The sequence below is a fragment of the Streptococcus mitis genome, from assembly GCF_005144795.1.
GTDB classification, from domain to species: Bacteria; Bacillota; Bacilli; order Lactobacillales; family Streptococcaceae; genus Streptococcus; species Streptococcus mitis_BB.
Window position 1 is genome coordinate 49,801 of record NZ_SWFJ01000001.1, and the last position, 20,303, is coordinate 70,103.

The 20,303-nt window shown below is 40.3% G+C and carries 22 protein-coding genes; 2 read left to right on the plus strand and 20 right to left on the minus strand.

Annotation, left to right across the window (positions count from 1 at the left end; all coding sequences use genetic code 11):
- The first annotated feature begins 61 nt into the window (after window positions 1–61).
- Together FBF73_RS00140 and FBF73_RS00145 are read left to right on the plus strand one after the other, a co-directional pair.
- Window positions 62–1,627: an ABC transporter substrate-binding protein/permease gene (locus FBF73_RS00140; RefSeq protein WP_136936612.1), complete on the plus strand. Its 1,566-nt coding sequence runs from the start codon at window positions 62–64 to the stop codon at window positions 1,625–1,627.
- Window positions 1,627–2,367, plus strand: coding sequence for an amino acid ABC transporter ATP-binding protein (locus tag FBF73_RS00145; RefSeq protein WP_033680755.1), 741 nt, complete (start codon window positions 1,627–1,629; stop codon window positions 2,365–2,367). The genes FBF73_RS00140 and FBF73_RS00145 overlap by 1 nt, the downstream gene beginning before the upstream one ends.
- A gap of 90 nt (window positions 2,368–2,457) precedes the next feature.
- On the opposite strand, the gene FBF73_RS00150 is transcribed toward FBF73_RS00145, so the two are convergent.
- From FBF73_RS00150 to FBF73_RS00250, 20 genes are all read right to left on the minus strand, one after another.
- Entirely contained in the window at window positions 2,458–2,673 is a 216-nt protein-coding gene (locus FBF73_RS00150; protein ID WP_001130038.1) for a hypothetical protein, read from the minus strand.
- A gap of 843 nt (window positions 2,674–3,516) precedes the next feature.
- Window positions 3,517–4,767 (minus strand): threonine ammonia-lyase IlvA, encoded by a 1,251-nt coding sequence (ilvA, locus tag FBF73_RS00155; protein WP_136936613.1) that lies wholly within the window; start codon window positions 4,765–4,767, stop codon window positions 3,517–3,519.
- Between the two features lie 113 nt (window positions 4,768–4,880).
- Entirely contained in the window at window positions 4,881–5,903 is a 1,023-nt protein-coding gene (gene ilvC / locus FBF73_RS00160) for a ketol-acid reductoisomerase (protein ID WP_136936614.1), read from the minus strand.
- 66 nt (window positions 5,904–5,969) lie between these two features.
- Window positions 5,970–6,446, minus strand: coding sequence for an acetolactate synthase small subunit (gene ilvN / locus FBF73_RS00165; RefSeq protein ID WP_124787567.1), 477 nt, complete (start codon window positions 6,444–6,446; stop codon window positions 5,970–5,972).
- Window positions 6,439–8,139, minus strand: coding sequence for an acetolactate synthase large subunit (locus tag FBF73_RS00170; protein ID WP_136936615.1), 1,701 nt, complete (start codon window positions 8,137–8,139; stop codon window positions 6,439–6,441). The genes ilvN and FBF73_RS00170 overlap by 8 nt, the downstream gene beginning before the upstream one ends.
- A gap of 315 nt (window positions 8,140–8,454) precedes the next feature.
- Window positions 8,455–10,536: an elongation factor G gene (gene fusA / locus FBF73_RS00175; protein WP_049552296.1), complete on the minus strand. Its 2,082-nt coding sequence runs from the start codon at window positions 10,534–10,536 to the stop codon at window positions 8,455–8,457.
- Window positions 10,537–10,818: 282 nt separating this feature from the next.
- Complete coding sequence (gene rpsG / locus FBF73_RS00180) at window positions 10,819–11,289, minus strand: 30S ribosomal protein S7 (protein ID WP_000087873.1); 471 nt, start codon at window positions 11,287–11,289, stop codon at window positions 10,819–10,821.
- 19 nt (window positions 11,290–11,308) lie between these two features.
- Window positions 11,309–11,722: a 30S ribosomal protein S12 gene (gene rpsL, locus FBF73_RS00185; RefSeq protein WP_001142332.1), complete on the minus strand. Its 414-nt coding sequence runs from the start codon at window positions 11,720–11,722 to the stop codon at window positions 11,309–11,311.
- 466 nt (window positions 11,723–12,188) lie between these two features.
- Entirely contained in the window at window positions 12,189–12,788 is a 600-nt protein-coding gene (locus tag FBF73_RS00195; protein ID WP_136936616.1) for a response regulator transcription factor, read from the minus strand.
- A 1-nt stretch (window position 12,789) separates the two neighbouring features.
- Window positions 12,790–13,887 (minus strand): sensor histidine kinase, encoded by a 1,098-nt coding sequence (locus FBF73_RS00200; protein ID WP_136936617.1) that lies wholly within the window; start codon window positions 13,885–13,887, stop codon window positions 12,790–12,792.
- Window positions 13,887–14,624, minus strand: a complete 738-nt coding sequence (locus FBF73_RS00205; protein WP_136936618.1) for an ABC transporter permease — start codon at window positions 14,622–14,624, stop codon at window positions 13,887–13,889. The genes FBF73_RS00200 and FBF73_RS00205 overlap by 1 nt, the downstream gene beginning before the upstream one ends.
- A gap of 1 nt (window position 14,625) precedes the next feature.
- On the minus strand, window positions 14,626–15,510 hold the full coding sequence (locus FBF73_RS00210; protein WP_136936619.1) for an ABC transporter ATP-binding protein: 885 nt from the start codon (window positions 15,508–15,510) through the stop codon (window positions 14,626–14,628).
- On the minus strand, window positions 15,497–15,691 hold the full coding sequence (locus tag FBF73_RS00215; RefSeq protein WP_115256131.1) for a hypothetical protein: 195 nt from the start codon (window positions 15,689–15,691) through the stop codon (window positions 15,497–15,499). Before FBF73_RS00215 ends, FBF73_RS00210 begins: the two co-directional genes overlap by 14 nt.
- Window positions 15,688–15,879, minus strand: a complete 192-nt coding sequence (locus FBF73_RS00220; RefSeq protein WP_136936620.1) for a hypothetical protein — start codon at window positions 15,877–15,879, stop codon at window positions 15,688–15,690. Before FBF73_RS00220 ends, FBF73_RS00215 begins: the two co-directional genes overlap by 4 nt.
- Before the next feature lie 141 nt (window positions 15,880–16,020).
- Window positions 16,021–17,688 carry a DAK2 domain-containing protein gene (locus FBF73_RS00225; RefSeq protein WP_136936621.1) on the minus strand — a complete coding sequence of 556 codons (1,668 nt, stop codon included), beginning with the start codon at window positions 17,686–17,688 and terminating at the stop codon, window positions 16,021–16,023.
- A gap of 2 nt (window positions 17,689–17,690) precedes the next feature.
- Entirely contained in the window at window positions 17,691–18,056 is a 366-nt protein-coding gene (locus tag FBF73_RS00230; RefSeq protein WP_000216442.1) for an Asp23/Gls24 family envelope stress response protein, read from the minus strand.
- A 156-nt stretch (window positions 18,057–18,212) separates the two neighbouring features.
- Complete coding sequence (rpmB, locus tag FBF73_RS00235; protein ID WP_001140948.1) at window positions 18,213–18,401, minus strand: 50S ribosomal protein L28; 189 nt, start codon at window positions 18,399–18,401, stop codon at window positions 18,213–18,215.
- A gap of 105 nt (window positions 18,402–18,506) precedes the next feature.
- Entirely contained in the window at window positions 18,507–19,181 is a 675-nt protein-coding gene (locus FBF73_RS00240) for a LiaF transmembrane domain-containing protein (protein WP_136936622.1), read from the minus strand.
- A gap of 4 nt (window positions 19,182–19,185) precedes the next feature.
- On the minus strand, window positions 19,186–19,632 hold the full coding sequence (locus FBF73_RS00245; RefSeq protein ID WP_000776606.1) for a LytTR family DNA-binding domain-containing protein: 447 nt from the start codon (window positions 19,630–19,632) through the stop codon (window positions 19,186–19,188).
- A 113-nt stretch (window positions 19,633–19,745) separates the two neighbouring features.
- Window positions 19,746–20,249, minus strand: coding sequence for a phosphatase PAP2 family protein (locus FBF73_RS00250; RefSeq protein WP_169435145.1), 504 nt, complete (start codon window positions 20,247–20,249; stop codon window positions 19,746–19,748).
- Between the last annotated feature and the right edge of the window lie 54 nt (window positions 20,250–20,303).

A 20,303-nucleotide genomic window follows, 5' to 3' on the forward strand; every position in this document is an offset into this window, starting at 1 on the left:
GAGTTTTTTTCGATAAAATAGGAGACAGTTATTTTTTAATAGATTAGAAATAGGAGAAATCATGAGAAAAATATACTTATCTATTTTCACAAGTCTCTTGCTGATGCTAGGATTTGTCAATGTTGCTCAAGCCGATGAATATTTACGCATCGGGATGGAAGCAGCATATGCTCCCTTTAACTGGACCCAGGACGATGATAGCAATGGAGCTGTCAAAATCGATGGAACTAACCAATATGCCAACGGCTACGATGTTCAAATCGCAAAAAAAATTGCCAAAGATTTAGGGAAAGAACCATTAGTAGTCAAAACTAAATGGGAAGGTCTCGTCCCAGCTCTTACTTCTGGAAAAATCGATATGATTATTGCAGGTATGAGCCCAACCGCTGAACGTAAAAAAGAAATTGCTTTTTCAAGCAGTTACTACACTAGCGAACCAGTTCTACTAGTCAAAAAAGATTCTGCCTACGCAAGTGCTAAATCTTTGGATGACTTTAACGGTGCAAAAATCACTTCTCAACAAGGTGTCTACCTCTACGACTTGATTGCACAAATCCCGGGTGCTAAAAAAGAAACAGCCATGGGAGACTTCGCTCAAATGCGCCAAGCTCTTGAGGCTGGTGTTATCGATGCTTATGTTTCTGAACGTCCAGAAGCTCTGACTGCCGAAGCCGCTAACTCTAAGTTTAAAATGGTTCAAGTAGAACCAGGTTTCAAAACTGGAGAAGAAGATACAGCTATTGCCATTGGACTTCGTAAAGATGACAATCGTATTAGCCAAATCAATGCCAGCATTGAAACCATTTCAAAAGACGATCAAGTTGCCTTGATGGATCGTATGATCAAGGAACAACCTGCCGAAGCTACAACATCTGAAGAGACTAGCAGTAGTTTCTTTAGCCAAGTTGCTAAAATTCTTTCTGAAAACTGGCAACAACTCTTGCGTGGTGCTGGTATCACTCTTTTAATCTCTATCATCGGAACCATCACAGGTCTCATTATCGGCCTTGCCATTGGTGTTTTCCGTACTGCTCCTCTCTCTGAGAATAAAGCCATTTACAGCCTACAAAAATTAATCGGCTGGATCCTCAATGTCTATATTGAAATTTTCCGTGGTACGCCAATGATTGTTCAATCGATGGTTATCTATTATGGAACTGCCCAAGCTTTCGGTATCAACCTTGACCGCACACTGGCTGCTATCTTCATCGTTTCGATTAACACTGGTGCCTACATGACTGAAATCGTCCGTGGTGGTATCCTGGCAGTTGACAAGGGACAATTTGAAGCTGCGACTGCTCTTGGTATGACTCATAACCAAACCATGCGTAAGATTGTCCTCCCTCAAGTAGTCCGTAACATCCTACCAGCAACTGGTAATGAATTTGTCATCAATATCAAAGATACATCTGTATTGAACGTTATCTCTGTTGTCGAACTTTATTTCTCAGGAAATACCGTGGCAACTCAAACCTATCAATACTTCCAGACATTTACAATCATCGCCGTGATTTACTTTGTCCTCACCTTCACAGTAACACGTATCCTACGCTTCATCGAACGCCGAATGGATATGGATACCTATACTACAGGTGCTAACCAAATGCAAACGGAGGATTTGAAATAATGACACAAGCAATCCTTGAAATTAAACACCTCAAAAAATCCTATGGCCAAAACGAAGTGTTAAAAGACATTTCTCTCACCGTCCACAAGGGTGAAGTTATCTCTATCATCGGAAGCTCTGGAAGCGGAAAATCAACCTTCCTACGCTCCATTAACCTCCTTGAAACGCCAACTGATGGACAAATTCTTTATCATGGACAAAACGTCCTCGAAAAAGGCTATGACCTAACGCAATACCGTGAAAAGTTGGGGATGGTGTTCCAATCCTTTAACCTCTTTGAAAATCTTAACGTACTTGAAAACACAATTGTCGCTCAGACAACAGTCCTTAAACGCGAACGTACAGAAGCTGAAAAGATTGCCAAAGAAAACCTAGAAAAGGTCGGCATGGGAGAACGCTACTGGCAAGCCAAACCAAAACAACTCTCAGGGGGTCAAAAACAACGTGTGGCCATCGCTCGTGCCCTCTCCATGAATCCTGACGCTATTCTCTTTGATGAACCAACATCAGCTCTCGATCCAGAAATGGTTGGAGAAGTCCTCAAAATCATGCAGGAACTGGCCCAAGAAGGCTTGACTATGATTGTAGTGACTCACGAGATGGAATTCGCTCGTGATGTCTCTCACCGTGTTATCTTTATGGATAAGGGTGTGATTGCCGAAGAAGGTAAACCAGAAGACCTCTTCACCAATCCTAAAGAAGACCGAACAAAAGAATTCCTTCAACGTTATCTCAAATAAAAAGAAAAGGCTGCATCAACCGTGCAGTCTTTTTGCTGTCCTAAAAATGAAAAGGCAGACCCTATTCAAGAATCCGCCACTATCCAAAGATTAATCTTCAAATTTTTCATAATTTTTTTCATAGAAATCAATTAAACCTAGAGCTGTTTCAAATGAAATATTTTTTACTTTTGCACGACCCTGCGCTAGAGCAATGATAGACATTTCACGCGCATTCGTTTCTTTAGAGATACGGTAGCCTGTGATTTTCTTATCACGAACCCAGCCAACAACTGATTCTACTTTTTCAAAGTTTGACTTAGCCATGTCCTTCTCCTATTTTCTTCTTTACGATATTTAATTGTATACGTTTTTATATGTTTTGTCAATAAAAAAACATATATTCAATAAAATTAATGATTTGTTTTTTTGTTACTATCTTATTAAAGCCGATAATATATAGGTTTTTGCTTACTATAAATCATTAGTAAGCACCTAAAAAATAATTGCATCATTAAACCTATAATGTGTAATAATATTCATATAAACCACATACCAGCTGCTCTATAGGATAGACAGGAGTCATATTCAAGTAATTCTATACATTCCTTTTAAATTATTAAAGCTAGCAAAGATAATATTTTCCTCTGATCATCTCTTAACTATCTCTTTCCTTTCTCTTTGTCTGAGGTCCCTTCCTGTCATTATTTAAATCTTATTTTCTTTTTCAACTGGTACAATGAACTTGTTTCATCAAATTTTACATATTCTTTTCAAACACCATCTCATAGTCAACATCTAGAATATGACTTACTAATGTCACAAACTTTTCTACTACTCTCATTTTACAAGTATCAGATCAATTTTATCAATTAAATCACCAAATCTGTCTCATGAATACTGATTATTTTCTCTATTTGCTATTATATTTAGACGATTTTTAAATTAGTTATATATAAAATATTGTATTCTAAATAGTACCCTTATATATAGCAAGTGATTCTTTTTTATTATTATAAACTGAAACAAAAATAATAGGTACTATAATAAGTTGTAATAGAAATAGTAGGATAGTTTTCCTAAGTTCATAGGAATCGCCCCCTTTCTTCACCCTCATTATAGCACCTATACATCAGTTGTGCAAATAATATGATATTTTTTTATTATTCCTCAGACTAGCATATTATAGAGCGTTTCATTACCATTCAAGTTAATATAAGATGGATCAAAACCTTCCATCCGACGAATCAAACCTGCATAATCATGCTTATCTGCCAAGGCAATCCCAATCAATACCGGGCCTGTCCCCTTGCTAGCTCGTTTGATATACTCAAAACGTGTTATATCATCATTTGGCCCCAATATATCATTTACAAACTCACGCAAGGCTCCTGGACGCTGTGGAAAATTCACTACAAAGTAATGCTTGATCCCATCATAAATCAAGGCACGCTCTTCCATTTCCGGCATACGGTTAATATCATTATTTCCTCCAGAAATGATACAACAAATGGTTTTCCCCTTGATATATTCAGCCAAAACCTCTAAAGAAGCGATACTAGCTGCTCCAGCAGGTTCTGCAACAATCCCTTGCTTAGAGTAGAGGTCAATCAAGGTTTCAGAAATCAATCCCTCATCGACACCTACTAAGGTTTGAACATGTTGACGAGTTGCTTCATAGGTCAATTGACCTACCTTTTGTACAGCAATCCCATCCGCAAATTTGTCAATTTCTGTGAGTTTGACAGGCCCACCAGCTTCAAAGGCTGCCTTCATGGAACGCGCTCCATTAGCCTCTACCCCAATGACTTCAATCTCTGGACTTGTTTCCTTGATATAGGTAGAAACCCCAGCAATGAGACCGCCACCACCAACAGGAACCAAGACAGCATCAAAATCAATCGATTCTTTTCGAGCTTCTTCTAAAATCTCATAAGCAACTGTTCCTTGACCTGCCTGAACATGGGCATCATCAAAAGGATCAATAAAGGTACGATTTTCAGAAACTGTAAATTCTTGAGCTGCTTTGGCTGAGGCATCAAAGGTATCACCAACTAATTTAATAGTCACGAAGTCCCCACCAAAAAAGCGAACTTGACCAATCTTTTGTTGCGGAGTAGTAATGGGCATAAAGATAGTAGCAGGAATTTTCATCTCATTACAAGTATAGGCAACTCCCTGCGCATGATTTCCCGCAGAAGCACAGACTACCCCACGCTCACGCTCTTCCTTGCTGAGCTGCGAAATGGCATAATAGGCACCACGAATTTTAAAGGAACGAACACGCTGGGCATTTTCCTTTTTCAAATAAATCTTAGCGCCATACTTCTCCGATAAATAATGGTCGTAATCCAGTGGGGTATTCACAACCACACCGTTCAAGACCTTATGAGCCTTGATTATATCTTTTGAACTTAACATCTTTTTCTCCTAGACTATTTCATACTATCACAATCCATCCTCTTAAAAAAGAGATGAATTGATTATAAAAGCGAGTTAGTCCCCCAACTCGCCTTCACCTTAATTTCTATCAATTAGTTATAGATTTTGAATGCATCGTCGTCATTTTTACCAACGAAAGGCATTGCTTTACGCAATTCTGCACCAACTTTTTCAATTTCAAGGTTAGCTGCTTGTTCACGGTAAGCAGTCAATTTTGGACGTCCAGCTTTATAGTCATTTACAAAGTCGTTTGCAAATTTACCATTTTGGATGTCTGCCAAGACAGCTTTCATATTTTCTTTAACTTGCTCAGTAATCACACGTGGACCTGATACATAGTCACCGTACTCAGCAGTATTTGAAATAGATTGACGCATTTTCTTAAATCCACCTTCATAGATCAAGTCAACGATCAATTTCATTTCGTGAAGAACTTCAAAATATGCCAATTCTGGAGCGTAACCTGCTTCTGTCAAGACTTCGAAACCTGCTTCGATAAGGGCAGTCAAACCACCACAAAGTACAGCTTGTTCACCAAACAAATCTTCTTCAGTTTCTTCTTTGTATGTTGTTTCAAGAAGACCTACACGAGCTGCTCCAACACCTTTACACCAGTCCATAGCAATGTTTTTCGCATTTCCTGTTGCATCTTGATATACTGCGTAAAGAGCTGGTACACCAAATCCTTCTTCATAAGTACGGCGTACCAAGTGTCCTGGTCCTTTAGGTGCACACATGAAAACATCTACATCCGCAGGAACTTTGATAAATTCAAAGTGGATGTTAAAACCATGAGCAAATCCAACTGCGTTTCCAGCTTCCAAGTTTGGAGCGATTTCTGCTTCGTACAATTCTTGTTGGATTTCGTCTGGTGCCAAAATCATGATAACATCAGCCAATTTAGTTGCTTCTGCTACTGTGTAAGTGTCAAATCCATCTTCTTTTGCTTTATCAAAAGATTTACCTGGACGTACACCGATAATGACATCATGACCTGAATCACGCAAGTTCTGAGCATGCGCATGTCCTTGCGAACCATAACCGATAACGGCGATTTTTTTACCATCAAGTGCTGCTACTTTAACATCTTTTTCGTATTCCATTTGAACTGCCATAGTTTTTTCTCTCTTTTCTATTATTTATTACCTTTTAGGCTCGTTTAACAAATTTAAGTTGGATTTTTAATCACGGGTAAATCCAGTTGCACCCGTTCGAGCAATATTACGAATGCCATATGGTCGAATGACTCGCAATAGAGCTTCACTCTTTTCAGCATTGCCTGTCATCTGAATGGTAATCGAGCTTGGCGCTACGTCCACCACTGTTGCACGGAAAGGTTGAATAATCGCTAGAATCTCAGCACGCTTCTCAGCTGGCGCTGACATCTTAACCAAAATTACCTCGCGCTCCAAATGAGGCTTGTCTGTAATATCACGAATGCGAATCACATCAATCTGACGATTAAGTTGCTTGATGATTTGCTCCACTTCATCATGAGAAGTAACATCAATAATAATAGTGATACGCGATACATTCGGATCTTCTGTTGCTCCAACAGAGATGCTTTCAATATTAACCTGACGACGAGATAGGACACCTGTAAAACGATTGAGGACTCCTGAACGATTTTGTAGTTTTGCCGTTAACATTCTACGCATGGAACTTCACCCCCAACATCTCATGATTGCTCTTACCAGCCGGTACCATTGGTAACACCTGTTCCTTACGAGAAATATCTACCTCGATTAGCATAGGAACATCCTCAGTGATCACTTCAAGGTCTTGAACCAAGGTATCAGGATTGTCAAACTTATAGTTTTTAATGCCATAAGCCTGTGCCATCAATTGGAAATCAGGAAGGGTATCAAAGACTGACTCTGATGTTCTACCTTCATAGAAAGATTCCTGCCACTGGCGAACCATTCCAAGTGAGTGATTGTTCAGCATAACCACCTTGATTGGCACTTTGTAAATATTCAAAATAGCCAATTCTTGGTTGGTCATTTGGAAACCACCATCCCCAACAAACAAGACTACTTCCTTATCTGGGTTAGCAATTTTAGCACCAATTGCAGCTGGAATTCCAAATCCCATCGTTCCCAAACCACCTGAAGTCACTAACTGACGTTCATTTTGATAGGGATAATACTGGGCTGTCCACATTTGGTGTTGACCAACGTCTGTTACCACAATGGCATCACCATTTGTCAACTCACCGATGCGTTCAATAACGGCCTGAGGTTGAACCACGCGTTCTTTCTTATCATAAGAACGAACACGGTTCTTATCTTTAGTAACTTTCTCAATCCATTTCTCAGTATTGTTATGAACTGTTGGTTCCGTCAATAACATTTGCAAGGCCTTCTTAGCATCTCCAACTACAGGAATATCTGCACTGATAATCTTCCCAATCTCAGCTGGATCAATATCAATGTGAGCAACCTTGGCATTCTTAGCGAAGGTCTTAGGATTTCCTGTCAAGCGGTCATCAAAACGGCAACCAATACTAATCATAAAGTCCGCTTCCGTCATGGCAATATTAGCTGCAAATGATCCGTGCATCCCCCCCATTCCAAGGAATAATGGATGACTCGTTGCAATCGTACCTTGCCCTAAAAGGCTGGTTACCACTGGAATTTGATAGCGCTCTGCAAATTCATTTAATTCTGCAGCAGCTTCAGCATAACTAATCCCACCACCAGCTAGCAAGACTGGCTTTTTAGCCTTGGATAATTGCTTCAAGATTTTCTTAATTTGCATATCATTTGGCTCAAGAGTCGGTTGATAGCTTGGTAGGTTCACTTCTGGTGAATAAATGAAGTCTGTTTCCAAAGCAGATACATCTTTAGGTAGGTCAATTACTACTGGGCCTGGTCGACCTGTAGTTGCAATATGGACAGCTTCCGTAATGATACGCGGAATATCGGCTGTCTCACGAACTTGGTAATTGTACTTAGTGATTGGCATGGTAATTCCCACGATGTCTGCCTCCTGAAAGGCATCCTTCCCAATCCCAGCTCGCGCCACCTGACCTGTAAAGACCAAAAGGGGAACGCTATCGCTCATAGCATCCGCAATCCCTGTAATGGCATTTGTTGCTCCTGGTCCGCTAGTGACGACAGCAACACCCAACTTTCCAGTTGATTTGGCATAACCTTCAGCTTCATGCAAACAACCTTGCTCATGGCGTCCTAGAATGTGGCGAATACCTTTAAAATTATATATCGCATCATAAAAAGGCAAGACCGCACCACCAGGATAACCAAAGATGGTATCAATTCCTAAATCACGAAGTGTTTCCAAAACTAGGTCCGACCCCGTCTTAGGAGATTCTAAACTGATTTTCTCCATTGTTCCCCTTTCTCTTCTCTTAAAAATAACTTGTTACTATCATACCATTTTTTCAAAATTTTTCAAGAGAAAAGAAGAAATTTTCTGAATTTTCTATTTTAACGTTTATTTATGAATATTATTCTATTTTTTATAAGTTTTAAAATATAATTCACATTCTTTAGTAATTTATTTGCATTTATATTGTAAATTTCTTTAACTCATTTCTATATGAATTTTTTTGAGCGCACTGCACGTTTGCAGAGTTAATGAAATTTATAATAACTATACAAAAAAGGAAGCCACTAAGTGACTTCCTTTTAGAGCGAGGACAGATTAGTCTTCACCTTTGTTTTTCTTAATGATTTCTTCTTGTACTGACTTAGGTACATCTTCGTAGTGGTCAAATACCATCATGAATGTACCACGTCCTTGAGATGCAGAACGAAGAACTGTTGCGTAACCGAACATTTCCGCAAGTGGAACGTAAGCACGAACGATTTGGCTGTTACCATGTGCTTCCATACCATCTACACGTCCACGACGAGCAGTTACGTGACCCATAACATCACCAAGGTTTTCTTCTGGAACAGTGATTGTTACAAGCATCATTGGCTCAAGGATAGCTGGTTGTGCTGATTTAGCAGCTTCTTTAAGAGCAAGTGAAGCCGCGATCTTGAAGGCAGTTTCAGATGAGTCGACATCGTGGTATGAACCATCGTAAAGCTTAGCTTTAACGTCAACCATTGGGTAACCTGCAAGAACACCGTTAGCCATAGATTCTACCAAACCTTTTTCAACCGCTGGGATAAATTCACGAGGAACCACACCACCGACGATTGCGTTTTCGAATTCGAATCCTTTACCTTCTTCGTTCGGAGTAAATTCAATCCATACATCACCGAATTGACCTTTACCACCAGACTGACGTTTGAAGAATCCACGTGCTTGAGTAGAAGCGCGGAATGTTTCACGGTAAGATACTTGAGGAGCACCTACGTTCGCTTCAACTTTGAACTCACGACGCATACGGTCAACAAGGACGTCAAGGTGAAGCTCACCCATACCTGAGATAACTGTTTCACCAGTTTCAACGTTTGTTTCAACGCGGAATGTTGGATCTTCTTCAGCCAATTTTTGAAGGGCAATACCCATCTTATCTTGGTCAGCTTTAGATTTTGGCTCAACCATCAATTGGATAACTGGTTCTGGAACATTGATTGACTCAAGGATGATTTTAGCTTTTTCATCTGTCAATGAGTCACCAGTAGTAGTATCTTTCAAACCAACGGCAGCAGCGATATCACCTGAGTAAACAGTGTCGATTTCTTGACGGCTGTTAGCGTGCATTTGAAGGATACGTCCGATACGTTCACGTTTACCTTTAGAAGTGTTCAATACGTATGAACCTGATTGAAGCACACCTGAGTAAACACGGAAGAATGTCAAACGACCTACGAATGGGTCTGTCATGATCTTGAAGGCAAGAGCTGCAAATGGCTCTTCATCAGATGCTGGACGAGTTTCTTCTTCATCTGTATCTGGGTTAATACCTTTGATCGCTGGGATATCAAGTGGGCTTGGAAGGTAGTCAATAACCGCATCAAGCATCAATTGAACACCTTTGTTCTTGAAGGCAGAACCACACAATACTGGGAAGAATTCAACGTTAATAGTCGCTTTACGGATACCAGCTTTCAATTCTTCGTTAGTGATTTCTTCACCTTCGAGGTATTTCATCATCAATTCTTCGTCAGTTTCAGCAACTGCTTCAACCAATTTTTCACGGTATTCTTGAGCTTGGTCAAGGTATTCAGCTGGGATGTCTTCTTCAAGGATATCTGTACCAAGGTCGTTAGTATAGATTTCAGCTTTCATCTTGATCAAGTCGATGATACCACGAAAGTCATCTTCAGAACCGATTGGCAATTGGATTGGATGTGCATTTGCTTGAAGACGATCGTGAAGTGTACTTACAGAGTAAAGGAAGTCAGCACCGATTTTGTCCATTTTGTTGGCAAATACGATACGTGGAACTCCATACTCAGTTGCTTGACGCCAAACTGTTTCAGTTTGAGGCTCAACACCTGATTGTGAGTCAAGAACGGTAACAGCACCATCCAATACACGAAGAGAACGCTGTACTTCGATTGTGAAGTCCACGTGTCCTGGTGTGTCGATAATGTTTACGCGGTGGTTGTCCCATTGAGCTGTTGTCGCAGCAGATGTGATAGTGATACCACGTTCTTGCTCTTGCTCCATCCAGTCCATTTGTGACGCACCTTCGTGAGTTTCACCGATTTTGTGGATTTTACCAGTGTAGTAAAGAATACGCTCAGTAGTTGTTGTTTTACCAGCATCGACGTGAGCCATGATACCGATATTACGAGTTTTTTCAAGTGAAAATTCGCGTGCCATGAGGTTTGTTTCTCCTATTTATTTTTGATTTCTATTCTATTATAACACGATTTTAATAAAAACGGATAGGCAGGACCTACCCGTTCTCAATGTTTTCATGCTATTGTTGGTTTCAACTTGTAGATTTATAAGTTGAATTGAACTCGGGCTAAAAGCTCAAGTTAGTTGAGTTGAGCTCAAGCTAAAAGTCTGGAGAAAAAGATGAATCTCATTGGTTGCAATCGCAACCTGCTTTGATTCCCTATTTTCTCTGGGACTTTCTTAACGCTTTCGCATCCTATATTACCAACGGAAGTGTGCGAATGCACGGTTAGCTTCAGCCATACGGTGAGTGTCTTCACGTTTCTTAACAGCTGCACCAGTGTTGTTAGCAGCATCCAAGATTTCTTTTGCAAGACGGTCTTGCATTGTGTGTTCACCACGAAGACGAGCGATTGTTACCAACCAACGAAGTCCAAGTGTTGTACGACGTTCTGGACGAACTTCAACTGGGACTTGGTAGTTAGAACCACCAACACGACGTGCACGTACTTCAAGTACAGGCATGATGTTTTCCATAGCTGTTTCAAACACTTCAAGTGCATCGTTACCAGTAGCTTCTTTGATTTGCTCAAAGGCACCGTAAACGATTGAAGCAGCTGTACCACGTTTACCATCAAGCATAACGCGGTTGATAAGACGAGTAACTAGTTGTGAATTGTAAAGCGGATCTGGCAATACGTCACGTTTTGGAGCTCTATTTTTACGACTCATTTCTCTTTATCCCCTTTCCTTATGCTTTTGGACGTTTAGTACCGTATTTAGAACGGCCTTGTTTACGATCGTTAACACCTGCAGTATCAAGTGCACCACGGACGATATGGTAACGTACCCCTGGAAGGTCTTTTACACGTCCACCACGAAGAAGAACCACGCTGTGCTCTTGTAAGTTGTGTCCGATACCTGGGATGTAGGCAGTAACTTCGATAAGGTTGCTCAAACGTACACGAGCGAATTTACGAAGGGCTGAGTTAGGTTTTTTAGGTGTCATTGTTCCAACACGAGTTGCAACACCACGTTTTTGTGGTGAAGAAACGTTTGTTTGAACTTTTTTATGACTGTTGTAACCAACGTTCAAAGCTGGTGATTTAGATTTTTCTACTTTTGATTTACGCGGTTTGCGAACCAATTGGTTAATTGTAGGCATCTACATTCTCCTGTGTTTTTTTATTTTTGGTGATGATACACTTGGTGACAGCTATCATCTGTGTGTACTTTTGCAACATTTGTCAGCACGTCCCTGTACACTCTTGAGAGACCAAAAGTAAAAAGTACCGTCTATTATTGTAACAAAATTTTCCATTGGTTGTCAAGACGTTTTTCTTTTTTATTGTTAATTTTAGCTCTTTGGTACTACCTTAGACTCAATGAAAATCAAAGAGCAAACTAGGAAGCTAGCAGCACTCTGCTCAAAGCGCTGCTTTGAGGTTGTAGATAAGACTGACAAAGTCAGTCACATATATAATCCAAGGTGAAGATGACGTGATTTGAAGAGATTTTCGAAGAGGATTAGACGAAACAAAAAGGAGGAAACTAAGCCTCCTTAAGTTACAAAATTGTTTGATTGAATAATTTCAATTTTAGCACATAATGGTTTTCGAGATATGATAGTATCACAACCAACCAGATTCTTTCGCGATATTAGCTGCCTCTGTTCGATTACCTGCATCTAATTTCGAAAGAATATTGGTGACATAGTTTCGGACTGTTCCGTTGGATAGATAAAGTTTGTCTGCAATTTCTTGGTTAGAGAAGCCTTGAGCAATTCCCTTTAAAACTGCGATTTCTTGTTCTGTTAATGGATTGGGATGCGTCATCACCACTTCCATCAATTCAGGCGAATACTCCTTGCGTCCTTCGAGGACGGTGTGCAAGGTTTGCATGAGGTCTGCAATGTTTCTTTCTTTTAATACATAAGCATCTACTCCAGCCTTGACCGCACGTTCAAAATACCCAGGACGCTTGAAGGTCGTCACCACAACCACCTTTGTTTCTAGATTTTCTGCTCGTATCCACTCCAAGGCTTCGAGGCCCGTCTTAACAGGCATTTCTACGTCAAGGATGGCGATATCTACAGACTCCTTTTCTAATAGTTGGATTGCTTCTTGCCCATTCTTGGCTTGAAAGACAGACTCTACACCTGGTTGAAGCGTGAGCAACTGGCACATGGCATCTCGCAACATACTTTGATCTTCTGCAACAAGTAGTTTCATCTTAGTTTCTCTCCTTATAAGGTAGTCGAACCTGAACTTCTGTCGGTTGTTTCCAACTAATTACCTCTACTTCTCCCGAAAATGGAAGAACACGATCTCGAACTGTATGGAGGTCATCCCCCTTTATAGAAACAAAGCCACAGCCATCATCTCCCACTGTTAGAATGAGTTCTTTCTCTGTCCGTTCTAATTTTAAGTAGACTTTAGAAGCTTTGGCATGTTTGATGATATTGGTCACTAATTCAAGCAAAATCATGGAAGCCGTTGACTCCAATTCTTGAGTAAGGCTAGCTGTATCTAGTTGATTAGCTATTTCTACCTCAATTCCAGCAATTTCTAACATCTTTTTCACAGTCTCTAGTTCGGATGTCAAAGTTCTAGACTTAAGATTTTCCACAATGGTTCGCACTTCACGCATTGATTCTTTGCTAATTTGCTGTATTTCTCTTAATTCCTTTTCCACCTGTGGATAAGCCTGTATTTGAAATAACTGCAAGGCTAGATCAGTTTTAACACTAAGCATAGCAAAGGTATGCCCCAGACTATCATGCAAATCTTGACTGATACGACTGCGTTCATTTTCAGCAAGCAAGAGATTTATCTGGGCATTTTGCTTAGCCTGAGCTTCTTTCAAATCCTCCACAATACGAATCCGAACCAAGCCAAAAGTCATTAAATCGACAAAAGCAAGAATTACAAGTAGATAGAATAGAAACTCAACTTCGATTCTCTGAATAATCAAAAGTTGGCCCACAACAAGCACTTGAGTAAGGAGAAAAGTCCAGACATGTAAAGACTTTAAACTACGTACGCCAAAATGATAAATTAAGAGATTGGCTAGGAAAAAGAAAAACCAGATATAATTTACAGCAACAAAGGCGGTATTCCCAGCTACATAGACCAGCATGAGGCCCCAATATAGCCAAGATAGGCGCTGATTCTTAGTTGTTAAAACACCCAAATACGCCACTACAAATAGAATATCAATCAATAAATGCCAGGCAGAAAGCCACCCAGTCACTGCAGGCAGGATGGGGAAAACCATAAAAATTAAACTGACCCAGAACATATAATGTATGCTTTTCAGTCTTTCAAACATTAAGCATTCTCCTTATGACCTTGAAGGTAAATGGTCAAACCAAACAAAACTGCTGAAAAAACAAGTAGATAAACTGTGGCTGATAGATTGATGCCACCCTCGTTTAAGAAAGCCTTGAGCAACTCCATCAACTGATAAGTTGGTAGGCACTTCCCGATTGCTTGCATCCAGTCTGGAAATAAAGAGATGGGCATCCAGAGTCCGCCTAAAACAGCCAAGCCTAGATAGAGAAGATTGCCCACGACAGACATCAGCTGACTAGAAGGCAAGAGTGTCAAGGTTAATCCAAGCGCTACAAAGGCAACACTTCCTACTATCAGCAAAAGTGCAGCCCCAATCCAGCTTCCTAGAGACATATCCACACCTCTGACCAAGTGCCCAACTGAGAAAACAACCAGGATTGAGACCAAATAATCAACCATCATACTTGTTATCTTTGATAGATAATATTCTACCATATTTACTGGAGTATGGCGTAATGTTTTCTGCCAATTGTTGATTTTATCGGTATGTAAAACAGCTGGGAATGAAAACATAGCTGTCGACATCATGGAAAAGGCTGTCATGGAGATGAGGTAATCACGCATAAAATTCGCGGGCCCACCTGGTGTGTCCTGGTACATGCCAGAAAAAAATAAATAGAAGGCTGTCGGCATCCCTACGGATAACAGATAATAGACTAATTGTCGTTTGGTCAATAGAAATTCTATCTTGTTTAGTGCGATCCATCGTTTCATCTTAGTCATCTCCCTTTTGTGTTTCTTCAAAGATTGTATCCAGCAAGCTACGATTATTGACTTCAATTTCTTGAATCCTACATCCTGCCTGAACTAATAGTTCCCAGAAAGCGTCCGCTTCGCGTGTGACTACTTGTAGAGCATCCTGTTTTTGTGACCAGTTTTCAACCAAGTTTGACTGTTCGACAACTTCCTTATATGCTAGAGGAAGGATAAAGTGCTTTTCAATCTCCTCACTGCGCATGGCTAGAGGTGTTGTATCGCGAATCAACTCTCCCTTATTCAAGACCAAGATTCGGTCCGCTGTATGCTCTACCTCTTCGATGTAATGGGACGAATAGAGAATGGTAACTCCCTGCGCTTTTAGATCCTGAACAATTTCCCAAAAACGTTGGCGAGTTGAGGTATCCATGGCCGCAGTTGGCTCATCTAAAAAGACAAGTTTTGGTCGGCCAATCAAGGTCAAGACAAAAGAGAAGAGACGCTTTTGCCCACCTGACAATTTTTCTGCCAATTGTTCTTTTTGTTGCTTGCCAAACTGCAACAGTTGATCGATTTCCTGGTTGCTCAAGGGATTTGGATAAATGCTTTGAAAGAAAGCAACCAACTCTTTGACCTTTAATTTCTGAACGATGACATTTTCTTGAGGCAGATAACCTCTAATATAGTCTAACTGAGAACTCGTCACTGACAAGCCTTGGATGGATACTTGACCGCTTGTGACCAGTTTATCTCCAAGCAGACAGTCCAAGAGTGTGGTCTTCCCAGCACCATTGGGCCCAATCAAGGCGACGCATTCACCTTCAGCTATCTCAAAGGAAATATCCTTCAAAATAGCCTTTCCCTTGATGTTTTTATGTAATCCTTGAACCTTAATCATGTCCATGATATTCTCCTTTCAGCCACTCCATTCCCATAGGAAAGGCGATAAAAATCATAAATCCTAGTCCCCAGGCACCACGGATGAATTGGTGAAGGAAGGCTTGATCAAACCAACCTGTAAACATTTCTACCAACCATACCACTAGTGATAGTCCAATAAAAAGATAGAGAAACGCTTTTTTCATTTTTCAAACTCCTTTTTCACATCTGAGACTAATTTCAAACCTTCTCGGATCAACCAAGACATCATTCCAAATCCTGCAAAGAGCTCCCAAGGAAAATGATAGAAACCTTCATCCAATCCTGAGAATATGAGATAAGTCATGACTCCTGCTGCTACTAAACTCATTGCGACAATTACTTTATGTTTCATTTTTTTCTTCCTCCATTTGATACATCGAGTATAATTCTTTAAAGGTAGAATCACTAGAAGCTTCTGTCATGAGGAGATATGACAAATGTCATAAAAAAAAGAAAGTTGCAAAATCAACTTTCTTTTTTATCTATTAAATTTTTATTCCACACTAAATAGGTATGGGTAAACTGGTTGTTGACCTTGGTGAATCTCGACTTCAACATCTTCGAACTCTTCTGCGATTTCTTGAGCAATTTCATTGGCAAGTTCTTCGCTTCCGTCTTCACCGACATAGAAGGTTACGATTTCACTATCTTCATCCAACATATGTTTCAATGTTTCTGTCAAGGTTTGGTGCATGTCAGGGTTTGACACAAGAATTTTCCCATCAACCATACCAAGATTATCGTTTTCATGGATTTCTAAACCATCAATGGTTGTATCACGAACGGCTGTTGTGACGCTTCCGCTAACGACATCGCTAAGAGCAGCAGTCATACGCTCTTGGTTTTCTTCGATAGACTTGCTTGGATCAAAGGCAAGAAGACTTGTCAAACCTTGAGGAAGAGTACGAGCCTCTACCACTACTGCTGGTTGCTCCAAAACTTCTGCTGCAGATTGAGCTGCCATGAAGATATTTTTGTTGTTTGGCAGGAAGATAATGTTACGAGCATTGACCTGTTCAACAGCCTTGATAAAGTCTTCTGTTGAAGGGTTCATGGTTTGACCACCTTCGATAACATAATCCACACCTTGAGAACGGAAGATATCTGCTAGACCTTTACCAGCCACCACAGCAATCAAAGCATATTCTTTTTCTTCAGCAGGCTTGCTAACTTGGGCAGCTTCTTTCTCAACCTGTGCTTCGTGTTGGTTACGCATATTGTCAACTTTTACCTTGACCAAGCTACCATATTTGAGACCTTCTTGCATAACAAGACCTGGATCTTCTGTATGGACATGGACTTTGACGATTTCATCATCATTAACAACGAGGAGAGAATCTCCAAGTTCATTCAAGTAGTTACGGAATTCATCGTAGTCAAAATCTTTGGCATAGGTTGGACCTTGCTTAAGAGCTACCATGATTTCAGTACAGTAACCAAAGGTGATGTCCTCAGTCGCTACATGACCAGCTACAGACTTGTGGTGCTCTGCATTGATCATTTCACTCATGTTGGCAGGAGTCGCTACAAAGTCCTCAGATGCGATATATTCACCAGTAAGGGCTGAAAGGAAACCTTCGTAGATGAAGACCAGACCTTGACCACCTGAATCCACAACGCCAACTTCTTTCAATACTGGAAGCATGTCTGGCGTTTTAGCTAGAGCTGTTTTAGCACCTTCCAAGGCTGCGCGCATGACTTCAATAGCATCATCTGTTTGCTCAGCTTTTTTCTTAGCACCGATAGCAGCTCCACGAGAAACTGTCAAAATCGTTCCTTCAACAGGTTTCATCACTGCCTTATAGGCAACCTCCACACCTGATTGGAAGGCAAGGGCCAAGTCTTGACCTGTTAACTCGTCTTTATCCTTGATAGCTTGTGAAAATCCACGGAAAAGCTGAGACGTAATAACTCCTGAGTTCCCACGCGCACCCATCAAAAGACCTTTGGCAAGAATGCTCGCTACCTCTCCAACTGTAGAAGCTGGCTTATCTGCAACTTCCTTAGCACCATTTTCAATGGTCATTCCCATATTTGTACCAGTATCTCCATCTGGAACTGGAAAGACGTTTAATGAATTAACATATTCAGCTTGCTTATTCAAGCGAGTTGATGCAGCCTGCACCATTTCTTGAAATAAGCTAGTAGTAATTTTTGACACGGTTATTCTCCTACAACTTTGATATTTTGAATGTAGACATTTACAGTCTGAGCAGTAATTCCAAGTTGGTTTTCCAAACTAAAACGAACACGCTCTTGAATGTTTTTTGACACTTCGCTAATCTTTGTTCCGTAGCTCAACACGGTATATACATCAACTGCAATACTGCCATCTTCGGCAGCCTTTACGACGACACCTTTGGAATAATTTTCCTTACCTAGCAGAGCTTGGAAATTATCTTTGAGGGCATTTTTACTAGCCATACCAACCACACCAAAAATCTCAGTTGTTGCACCGCCTACGACAGTTGCAATCACTTCATCTGTTAGTTCGATTTGACCATCTTTTGTATTAATTTTTACAGTCATCCTTTTTACCTCAACTAGTTGATACTCTATTTTATCATATTTCAGCCCAAGTGTAAAAGCAGAATACTGTATCAGCGGATATTTACTCCGTTTTTCAAATGATTTTATACCCACAATAAAAGAAAAAAGACCCTAAGGTCTCCTTTGCTTTTATTATTAAACGCGTTCAACTTTACCTGATTTCAAAGCACGAGCTGAAGCCCAAACTTTTTTAGGTTTACCATCGATAAGAACAGTAACTTTTTGAAGGTTTGGTTTTACGGCACGTTTTGTTTGGTTCATCGCGTGTGAACGGTTGTTTCCTGATACAGTCTTACGACCTGTAAAGTAACATACTTTAGCCATTGTGTTTTCCTCCTATTAGATCTAATATAGCGGATGTGCTAGCACCACATACCGTACTATGTTATCACACTTTCTTCATTTTTGCAAGGGAATTGGAAGATTTTTTTATTTAACGTAGACAATCCCCAACTTCCCAAAAGCCACATCTCCACGGATAATCAAGGTTTTGCTGGTTGGGGCTAGAGAAGTATCTGCCTTGGCTACACCACAGAAAGTTTCTACCTTTAAATCAACTCCCCAATGTTGAGGAACATAGATAACTGCATTCCCAAAACCGACTTCCACTTTCAGGGTTGCGGTATCTCCTAAAATCTCTGCATTGTCATAATATATCTTGGCATTGCCAAAACCAACTTCTACTTGATCTTCTACCAATTCTTGCTCTTGCTTGTAGAAAGTCCCACTTCCAAAAGCAACTTCCTTATCTGTTAGAATGGTCTTTTTACCATCATACCACCATTTTTTCCCATTCCAAGTTCTGTTAGAATGAGTGAGTGCGCTGACACCCATTACGATTAAAATACTTGCCCAGAACAATGACTGATTGGGAATTGGTAAAATGCCATAAAAGTGGTTAGCAATCATTAAGGCTACTAGAGCTGTAAAAGAGGCTGAAGTTAAGTGGCGACGCAACAAAGCTCCAATTGATTGGTAGGCAAAAAAAGCAATACCAATCAAGGGCCAAATTTGCCCACCGAATGAAGGGATTCCAAAATTTCCTTGTAATAATATTAAAGCTGCAAAAATAAGCAACACAATACCAAATGCTTTCTTTTTCATGTTCTTACCTCATGTTTCTTAGATTTTCTTTTAGGAGGGATTGGTAATGCCGTGACACATGAACCTCCTTGTGGGTCTGATAAAAGGAAATGGTGCCCGTTCCTGAAAAGGACTTGTCCACCGAGTAAACCTGACGGATATTTGCAATAGTCGACTTGGATACCCGACTAAAATAACGAGGAAGGATAGCCTCTAACTCATAGAGTTTAAGCCGAACCTCGTAGGCATCTTTCTGGGTATGGGCGTAAATCTTGCTACCTTCTGTCTCAAAGAAGAGAATTTCCGACAAGTCCAGATAATATTCACCCGTCCCCTTGTAAAAAATCAACCTAGGAGACTTGGACTCTTGCAAGAGACGCTGTAAATCCGCAATCTCATCTGTCAAAGCCGCTGCCTTGATGACAATTTCAGTTTCCTCTAAATTGCTGTCAATTTCGATTCGTAACTTCATTCCATCTCCTTTCTGACTCTACTATATCAAAGCTAAAATAAGAAAACAAGAGCAAAAAAGCAAGTGGTTACTTTAACCCCGTAAGTGGTTGTAGGACCGCCTTAACTTACAGGTCAAAATAGAAAGAAAATCATCCCCCACACAAGACCACAAATATAACCAACCACTACATCCCTGGCATAATGCACGCCACCTAAGACTCTCACTAGGCCGAGGAGGGCTGACAAGACCAATAAGATAACCCCTACAGATAAACTAACATGAAAGCAAGCCATGGAAATAATGGTTGCTGAAAAGACATGACGGCTGGGCATAGACTGACCAGGACTATCTCTGTCAAGCAAGGGTTTAATAGTCCATTCCTCATAAGGCCTAGGGGCATTGATTTTCTTACGAAGAAAGGACAAAATCACAAAACCTGATGCAGGGATAAACACATAGATCAAGACCTGTTTTCCAAATCCTTGTTGGAGATAGGTAGTGGCTAACAAGGTTAGATAAATCATAGGCATAACTACTGTCATAAACCGATTGAAAGATCTTAACAAGCTCAGAAGAAAGAGCTTATTTTCAATGTTACCAGCAATGTGGTCATACCATTCTTGATAATTTTTCATATATTTTCTCATCACTTACTCAAATTTTACTTGCAGGGAAGCACTTGTCTTCTA

Excerpts from the sequence above, each read along its gene's own strand:
- FBF73_RS00140 (WP_136936612.1), top strand. The coding sequence starts at position 62 with ATGAGAAAAATATACTTATCTATTTTCACAAGTCTCTTGCTGATGCTA.
- FBF73_RS00145 (WP_033680755.1), top strand. The coding sequence starts at position 1,627 with ATGACACAAGCAATCCTTGAAATTAAACACCTCAAAAAATCCTATGGC.
- FBF73_RS00150 (WP_001130038.1), bottom strand. The coding sequence starts at position 2,673 with ATGGCTAAGTCAAACTTTGAAAAAGTAGAATCAGTTGTTGGCTGGGTT.
- ilvA (WP_136936613.1), bottom strand. The coding sequence starts at position 4,767 with ATGTTAAGTTCAAAAGATATAATCAAGGCTCATAAGGTCTTGAACGGT.
- ilvC (WP_136936614.1), bottom strand. The coding sequence starts at position 5,903 with ATGGCAGTTCAAATGGAATACGAAAAAGATGTTAAAGTAGCAGCACTT.
- ilvN (WP_124787567.1), bottom strand. The coding sequence starts at position 6,446 with ATGCGTAGAATGTTAACGGCAAAACTACAAAATCGTTCAGGAGTCCTC.
- FBF73_RS00170 (WP_136936615.1), bottom strand. The coding sequence starts at position 8,139 with ATGGAGAAAATCAGTTTAGAATCTCCTAAGACGGGGTCGGACCTAGTT.
- fusA (WP_049552296.1), bottom strand. The coding sequence starts at position 10,536 with ATGGCACGCGAATTTTCACTTGAAAAAACTCGTAATATCGGTATCATG.
- rpsG (WP_000087873.1), bottom strand. The coding sequence starts at position 11,289 with ATGAGTCGTAAAAATAGAGCTCCAAAACGTGACGTATTGCCAGATCCG.
- rpsL (WP_001142332.1), bottom strand. The coding sequence starts at position 11,722 with ATGCCTACAATTAACCAATTGGTTCGCAAACCGCGTAAATCAAAAGTA.
- FBF73_RS00195 (WP_136936616.1), bottom strand. The coding sequence starts at position 12,788 with ATGAAACTACTTGTTGCAGAAGATCAAAGTATGTTGCGAGATGCCATG.
- FBF73_RS00200 (WP_136936617.1), bottom strand. The coding sequence starts at position 13,887 with ATGTTTGAAAGACTGAAAAGCATACATTATATGTTCTGGGTCAGTTTA.
- FBF73_RS00205 (WP_136936618.1), bottom strand. The coding sequence starts at position 14,624 with ATGAAACGATGGATCGCACTAAACAAGATAGAATTTCTATTGACCAAA.
- FBF73_RS00210 (WP_136936619.1), bottom strand. The coding sequence starts at position 15,510 with ATGGACATGATTAAGGTTCAAGGATTACATAAAAACATCAAGGGAAAG.
- FBF73_RS00215 (WP_115256131.1), bottom strand. The coding sequence starts at position 15,691 with ATGAAAAAAGCGTTTCTCTATCTTTTTATTGGACTATCACTAGTGGTA.
- FBF73_RS00220 (WP_136936620.1), bottom strand. The coding sequence starts at position 15,879 with ATGAAACATAAAGTAATTGTCGCAATGAGTTTAGTAGCAGCAGGAGTC.
- FBF73_RS00230 (WP_000216442.1), bottom strand. The coding sequence starts at position 18,056 with ATGACTGTAAAAATTAATACAAAAGATGGTCAAATCGAACTAACAGAT.
- rpmB (WP_001140948.1), bottom strand. The coding sequence starts at position 18,401 with ATGGCTAAAGTATGTTACTTTACAGGTCGTAAGACTGTATCAGGAAAC.
- FBF73_RS00240 (WP_136936622.1), bottom strand. The coding sequence starts at position 19,181 with ATGAAAAAGAAAGCATTTGGTATTGTGTTGCTTATTTTTGCAGCTTTA.
- FBF73_RS00245 (WP_000776606.1), bottom strand. The coding sequence starts at position 19,632 with ATGAAGTTACGAATCGAAATTGACAGCAATTTAGAGGAAACTGAAATT.
- FBF73_RS00250 (WP_169435145.1), bottom strand. The coding sequence starts at position 20,249 with ATGAAAAATTATCAAGAATGGTATGACCACATTGCTGGTAACATTGAA.